Annotated in this window: 4 protein-coding genes and 1 pseudogene; 2 read left to right on the plus strand and 3 right to left on the minus strand. The window is 64.4% G+C overall.

The features are described from left to right. On the minus strand, positions 1-456 hold a 456-nt coding region (locus K309_RS0133060; RefSeq protein WP_029050244.1), incomplete at its 3' end, for a phage integrase family protein. Positions 457-887: 431 nt separating this feature from the next. Next, positions 888-1,316, minus strand: a complete 429-nt coding sequence (locus tag K309_RS0133065; protein ID WP_029050245.1) for a hypothetical protein — start codon at positions 1,314-1,316, stop codon at positions 888-890. 1,275 nt (positions 1,317-2,591) lie between these two features. Between K309_RS0133065 and K309_RS0133070 the strand changes: the two genes are divergently transcribed. Continuing rightward, the gene (locus K309_RS0133070) at positions 2,592-2,810 is read left to right on the plus strand and encodes a hypothetical protein (protein WP_029050246.1); all 219 of its coding nucleotides are present in this window, start codon (positions 2,592-2,594) and stop codon (positions 2,808-2,810) included. Positions 2,811-5,553: 2,743 nt separating this feature from the next. Here the strand turns inward: K309_RS0133070 and K309_RS0133080 are convergent. Beyond that, complete coding sequence (locus K309_RS0133080) at positions 5,554-6,504, minus strand: aldose epimerase family protein (protein ID WP_029050248.1); 951 nt, start codon at positions 6,502-6,504, stop codon at positions 5,554-5,556. A gap of 555 nt (positions 6,505-7,059) precedes the next feature. Between K309_RS0133080 and K309_RS0133085 the strand changes: the two are divergent. Beyond that, positions 7,060-7,273: pseudogene (locus K309_RS0133085) on the plus strand (IS256 family transposase); the annotation flags it as partial.

The raw sequence follows: 7,273 nt of genomic DNA on the forward strand, positions 1-7,273 counted from the left end.
CGGCAGATACCAGCGCCGGCCGCGCAGCGCGATGTAGCCTTGCATCTGCCCGAGCGTCTGGATGTGCTCGTGCCGCAGCGCCCGGAACACGATCGGACGCAGCCACGCGGACACCGGGTCGTTGGGCTGCGGCGCGGAGAAATCCTGGTCGGCGGCACGCACCAAATAGTCGATGGCGGTCTTGGGCCAGCGATTGAAACGGCGGGCGTCTGACAGGCTCTCTGAAAGATACGGATTGCTGAGGCAAACGCGCTCGACCAGATGGTCGCGCATGGCGTCGAGCCGCGCTTCCAGCTGCGCCGATGTCTCGATGCCGGCGGCATGCAGCGCGTCCTCGTCATAGACGCGCGCCAGGATCTGGTCGGTCGGGATGCGGTTGAGCCGGAAGCGCAGCGCCGTGAAGTCGGCGCGGGTATAACGCGGGATGTCGGCGGCGACGAGGTTATGTTGGGCCATGGCAGGGAAGGGGGTCGGCAACGACCCTCATCTTACCTGCTAATAATCACTGCGCGGCGACCCGAGCGCGGCGCATGAACTGGATGAAGCGCTCAGGCAGGGGCGTGCTGGTGGCGTCGCGGGCAGCGCCAGCGACCCCATTTTCGGCTACACTGTAGGGAATCCGCCGCGCCCGTGGCGGCTTCAAGCGGTGTCAGCGCCGCGTCTGCCGGCCTCCTGGCGCCGGTTCCGGCACCTCCGCAAGGCCCAATTTCCCCAAGTGCAGCTTCCAAAACCCGGCAAATCCCGCAAAAATTCAAGCCTGATAATGGGGGTTATCAGGTAAGGTTTAGGATTCAGGCATCACATTTTTTGCCGCTCACACACAACTAAAGTTGGGTCTATGTCGTCAACTCAAGTTGTAACCCCCCTCGCGCGGGCAGGCTGAACCGTCACATCGAGATCACTGCCATCCGGCCCGGCCCCTTTCTACGCGCCGACCAGAAAGAGAAGGGGCAAATCAGCGCCCGGCAACATCGGCCGGGCGCACCCCTTTGGTAGTAGCGGGCCTCCTCGGTCAGGTCATGGGCTTGCTGCCAGTATCCCTTCCGGCGGCCGACAATCGCCACAAAGACCTGATAGGCCGCGCCCCGCCATGGCGGGATCGGTTCGCGCGTCACCGCGCGCGCCGAGCTGGGAAACGGTAGCGCGACCTGTGCGATCTGCTGCTGGTAGTCCGTCGCACAGCGCCGCAGGCCCGGGATCGCCGCGCCCGGCGTCGACGCCCATGCCTGCAGCGGTGCGTGCGCACAGCGCGCGACAAAGCGCGGCCAGCATCGGATGCCCGTCCTGCAGGCCCAGCAAGCGGCGATGCCGCCCATCGCAATCGGCCGGTGCGATCGCGTCGATTACCTCCCAACCGGTCGCTTCCGACCAGGTCAGGCACGCGCCACGACTGGCCGCCCACATCGCGTCCCGGCGCGCCCGTCGGCAGGCGGCGGCTGCCACCTGCCGCATTGCTTTGTCAGCACGCGGAGCCGCCGTCCACTCGGCCGGGATCGCCGCCGCGAAGTCGAGCCGGCCGCTGGGCATGAGGCGCGCCAGCCAGGCGCTGTCACGCCACGATGTGCTGAGCGATCGGGCCAACGCCGTTGTTCAACGCCCGGTTCGGCGGCACGTCCCTACAGCAGCTCGATGAATGCCTACCGCGCGCGGGGACTGCTGCCCATCCACGCGCTGATCGCCAACGGATCGCACGCGCCGATGAACCAGGCCACTCATCTCGCGCCGTCGGAGCGAGGTGGCGGCGCACGTGGCGGGCGAGCGCCCGATACTCCGTCGTGGTCGGCAGCGACGGCCAATACGACGGCTTCCCGTGCTCGCGTTTTTTGCCAAGTGGTGGCGGCGCATGATCGCCAGCTGGCGTTAGATGTGGGCGGGGGGTACCACGCCGTCCCGATGGGAGGCGGTTCAAAACCGGTTGGCCGCGCCGGATAGGCGAGGCCCAGCGCTTGCGCGGCGGTGAGTACCCACTCCAGGCTACCGGGCGCGTTTTCGCACAAAGCCTGCCGTCGGCCGACGCTGGCGCCCGAGGCCACCCATGCGCTCGCTCCGGTCGTCGCCTCGCTGGCTGCAGCCGGCGTTTTTCCAGCGCGCGAATCGCCCTGCGCACATATGGAGAGTGGGGCGTGCGGTGCCACGGGGGGCGCGGCGCGGACCACGCCGAGAAACAAGCCCTGTTGCATCGAGACGGCGGCATAGCGGGCGTCGTCTTCGTTGTCGAGGTGCAACCAAAACGCGTGACCCAGCAGATCGGTGCGCAAGCAGCCACTCGGCCGAGTAACGAGCGTTGGCAAAGTTGAAGTGTGGGCAGCGGCCACTCTTGACGCCGCCTAGCAGGGTGCAAAGCTTGCGCACACCCACCAAGCGGCACACCGCGGCGGGCTCGGCGGTGCGCGGCGGGGCCATACCGTTGGCCATCAACCGCTCAAGCTGCTCGAGTGGCGTGCGGTAGCCCAGCCCCGAGTGCGGGGCGGCGTTGTAATTGGCGATCAGCGTGTCGAGCAGTTCCTCCGCATATTCGAACTGGAACTGCTACGTGAGGCGACATCGAGGAGAGCCACGACCCACGCCCGCGACTGCGTGTAGACGGCCACTTGAATGGCGACGCGGGGAAGCAACGCGGCGAATGGCCTTTCAAAGCCGAGAAGCGCGGCTATGTGACGCCCGCCCGCTACATTGATCGCGTGCTCGCCGAATCTCCCGCACGGCCGCGGCAACTGGCTGGCGGTCAGGAAGCGGTGCGCAAGGCTCGCTCCGGCGACGGGACGCGGCGGCCGATGATGGCGCCGTTCGAGCGCGTCGAGAGAGCATGACGGTCGAGGGGGAGGGCGAACTCGTCGATCGTCGGCCAGGTGCCAAGATCGACAACGCGAGACACTCGCCCTGCCGGAGATTCGAACAACCATTGGAGGGCATCCGACGGCTCCGCCGCTCCAGGCATTGAGCTCGAGTGGCGCTGTCCGTTGGTAGGACTTCACCCGTGCGTGCGGTAACAGGCCGCGCCAGCCGTAGACATTTCCGTCGGGGTGCTGCTTGAGGCAGCGCTCGGTCAGCAATCGGTAGGTCTGGCCGCGGCTGATGCCACAGGCTGCTTTGATCTGGCTGTCGGTCGCGCCTTCGAGGTAAAGGCGCATCGCGCGCTCGCGTCGCCGATAGATTAGTTGAATTTGCGCATTGCGTTACAACTTTAGTTGACGCCCCGAGCGCGATACGCGACAAGGGGTGGCAGGGAATTTGGCCACGCACGACGATAGCTACAACTTTACTTGTGCAGGCGGTCACGTTCCCATATCTAGTGTTGTCGCTGCTCGTGGCGACGTCGTTCGTGCAGACGACTGCAAGCCGGGCGAGAGCGAAGCAACGCGGACCGTAATCCTAGATAGCGGCTCGGGGCGTTTCGCCAACTGCCTGAATTCGCCCGTCGTACAAGCGCGCGACAAACGCGCCGACAGCTTCTCGGTAAGGCCAGAACCTGGTGCCGCGCTCTAGCCCGCCGAGCAGGCGCGGCCTGCGGAGGGCCATTGTCGCGCAATGGCACGCTCAAGGCTGGACGGTCGCTGCCGCCCTCGCCCCGGCCGGAACGCGGCGGCGTTGACGGTGCCGCATGGCGCGATAGCCGCAGGCCGGGCATTGGCCCCACGCCTCGCGCCGGCAATAACCGGCTCAACGAGGCAGGCAGCGTGACGGCGCCTGGTACTCCACCACGGCCACAGCGAGCGGGCCGGTCGCGAACTCGCCGGCGTCGGCGCATGCAAGCCGCCGTCCGCAAGCGTATCGCGGACGCGGCGCTCCGCCAGCGCTCAAAGCCAGGCGTGGGGTCCAATAGCGTTGGCCTGCGACCACCTCCGAATACGAGAGGTACGTGAGCGCATCGAGCCACACCAACAACGGATCCACCGCACCATGTCCGCCGGCACCATGCGAGGGCGGTGGCACAACTCGGGGGCAAAAAGCGCAGTCGATCGCAAGGGGTAGCTGCCGGCCGGCCGTCAGGATCCGAAAACGTCATCGGAAACGCCCGGCCGCAGCGACACTCCAGCACGCTGGGCACCGCGTGGATCGGACAGTCCTGCAGCCAGCGCAGCGCAAACAAGTCTGCAGCCAGGCAGAGGGGGCAGACTCTGGCTTCGGCGCCGAAGAGGGCGGGCCGCAGGCAAGCCCGCGCTTCATCGAGCGTTGACCATTGGAATTTCTCCGATTCGCCCACTAACGCCGCGAGTCGCTCCCGATCAATCCGTAGGCGGGCCGGTGCCGGCCGTGGTGAATCCCAGTCCGCCGCATGAGCGCAAGGGGCGTGGCCAAAGCCCATTGAATGCGCAGGCCCGGTGCAGTGTGTGGCCCATCTAGGACGCATAGGTCAGGATGCTGTCGCGATGCCAGGTTAAACGCGGTGGTTCCATCTCATCTGCATCGCGCTGCGTTCATTGCGCTGTCGTGACGCAGTGGCCGACACCATCGCCGTCAAGATGCGATGACCGGCATGCCTTGACCAACTGCCGCCACGCATTCAGTGACGTCGCTTCCTCAACGTCCGCGCCCGCGGCCAAGCGCAGCAGCACGTGGCGGCAGACATGGCACACCGTCTTCATCGGAAAATTGATTGGCCAGGCAATAACCCACCGGCAGGCAATCGGTCATGGCATGCATCAGCGCGGTCGCGCTGTCGCAAACCGGAATCCCTGTGCACAAGGCACCGGCGGAAGGCTTGCCGTGAACGACAGGCCAGAGCCCGTCGGCCACTCGCTGCCGAGCCACAACCATTCTCGCTGCGACATCCCCTGGACTTCGTCGATGACGCGGATCAGAAAGCGCCCGCCACCTTGGCTGGCCGGCTCGATCCAGCGTTCCAGCAACGTGTGGTGCCGCGCGTTTTCCAGACTCAGTTTGGATGAACCACGGATACAATGTATTGAATCTTCACATGTAGCTCGCGTCCGGCGCATGCAAGCGGCCGCCTTCAAGCGTGTCGCGGCCGGGCTGCTCCGCCAGCGCCCTAAGCTGAAATTATGTGCTCGCCGCTGCGGCGGTACAGCACGGCCGAAGGTACTGGAATCACTGACGGGCCAAGGCCGCAAAGAGCGATAAGGAAAGATCGCCGCCTCGCGAACGAGGTCCTGGAATCCGGAAACGACGAGCCGACCGCATTCGCAGCGCATCGTGAACCTACTTACAGGTCTATGCGAACGCCATTCACTCTGGTTTCTTCCAAGCATAGGCCCATGAAAAAATCGCCTATTGCGGTAGGCAGCCCTGCACTGGGCAGATTCGGCGTGTCCCCGAGACTCCCCGGCTGGGACCATGGGCACAACGCGTGTTGATTGTGTCCCCATGTGGTTACTAACTTGGAGTCTTAAGCTGAAGTAGTATCCGACCACGGCGCGAGATCCGGCGGGTGATGGGCGACGTTGAAAGTCACCGGCACGATTCCCATGATCGATAGGAGCCGCGTCGAAGTTTTCAAGCTAGCGACAGGCTGATGCGCTAGGAAAGCAACAGAATTAATGAAAACGAGCGCACAAAGAACAATTTCCGGCAAAGCGACTTGAAGTACGTTTATCACGTCGGTGGCACTTCATCGTCTGAGCGAACTTTGGCCAACGCGGGGAGATCTGACGTCACGCGCAACCGGCACACCGCGCTTTCCGTCTGGCCGGGCTCGATCCAGCGCAGGCCGAGGCCGTGGTGGATCGCATCGGGCAGGCCTACCCACGGCTCCACGCAATAGAAGTCGGCGGTCTCAGTCTCGGACCAGGTGGTCACGGCATGCCATGGCGCGCTGCCGGGCTGGTTCAGTTCGAAGCGGATTTTGCGCCCAGGTATGGCCAGCGTGGCAGCCGGGTTATCGCGGAAGGCGTGGAGGGCGTCCTGCAACCGTGGGTCGTCGAGCCGGTATGTCGGCTCGCCCGGCTCCGCGCACATCGGGCTGCCATCCGACCGCTGGCGCAAGCGCTCCGTGCGCGGCAGTGCGAGCGATGCTGCGGCGCGCTGTGAGTGGGGCAAGGCGAAATAGAAGTGGTGGCCGGGATAGCAGGGCAGCCGCTGCGTGCCGGTATTGATGGTGCGCAGCGTGACTTCCAGGCCATCGGGCAGCAACGCGTAGACGGCATCAAAAACGAAGGCGAATGGATAACCTGCGCGCGTTGCCCCGCTGTCGCGCAGCGTCATTCTGATGGACGCGCGAGCGTTGATGGCGTTGACCTCAAACGGAAGGTCGCGCGCAAAACCATGCAGCGCGAGCGAATGCACTTTCCCTTGCGAATCACGCCACTGCCCCGGGTTGCCCTTGACAAAATGCCGGCCGGCAAACGGAAACAGCAGTGGATTGCCGCCGCGGACCTTGGTAGGGCAGTTCCAGTCAGCGGCGTCGGGCCAGTAAAGGATATCTTGCCCTCGGTGTACCCAGCGGACCAGGCGCCCACCATGTTGAGGTGCCAGCAGCAGATAGGAGTCGGCGTGGCCAATCCGCACCAGCGGGTGACCTTGGAAGTCTTCGGTTGGCAGGTGCATGGTTGTGGTGATGGATGCGAAGGCCCCATGATAAGGCAGATGTCGCCGGCACACTGCCCCCATAGCTGATTGAGCCCGCACATGCCTTGAGGAAGCGCGCAACGTGGCTGGCGATGCCCTGCGGCGCATAGCCCACAGCGGTCTTGATCGGCACCACCACCTTCAGGTCCGACAGCGGGCTCAGCAAGCCGGGCGCTTGCAAGCGATCTCGTTGAACATGTGGTGACGACAACGCGCTGGGGTGCGCGCAGGAATCGTATAGTGCAGTGCGTCGTCCAGCACAGCGCCAGCCAGCAGAACACTCAGCGGACGTATGAAATTCCCGGCTCAAGTAGTTCAGATCGAACATCATGTAAGCAAAGAACCGTGAGCGCAATTAAAACAGTACTTTGAGCATGCCAGCGCGTCGCTCACTGCGCCGGAGTGACGCATTCAAGAGCTAAAGTCGAAACTGGTGTACAGGCGGGGAATTTGAGGCGCGGAGTAGAGGGCGGTGGAGCTTTCCGCTGAGAATCTGATTGTCGAGATCGGAAACCAGCACAAGAAAGGTCCACCATGAGCAAGGATAAAGGGAAAGAAGCAGTCGGTCTATCGGAAATCGGGCTTGGGCTCGAGGAGCTGATCAGGCGCGGGGCCCGACGGGTCATCCAGGAGGCGATTGAAGTGGAGCTGGCAGAGCTGCTTGAGCAGTTCAGTAACGTCAAGACGTTGAGCGGGCAGCGTGCCGTGGTTCGCAATGGCTACCTCCCGGAGCGCGAGGTGCTGACGG

The organism is Cupriavidus phytohabitans (assembly GCF_000426345.1).
In the GTDB taxonomy this organism is placed as follows: Bacteria; Pseudomonadota; Gammaproteobacteria; order Burkholderiales; family Burkholderiaceae; genus Cupriavidus.

What these genes read in the sequence shown, in the direction of transcription:
- K309_RS0133065 (WP_029050245.1), bottom strand. Translation starts at nt 1,316, where the DNA reads ATGGGCGGCATCGCCGCTTGCTGGGCCTGCAGGACGGGCATCCGATGC.
- K309_RS0133080 (WP_029050248.1), bottom strand. Translation starts at nt 6,504, where the DNA reads ATGCACCTGCCAACCGAAGACTTCCAAGGTCACCCGCTGGTGCGGATT.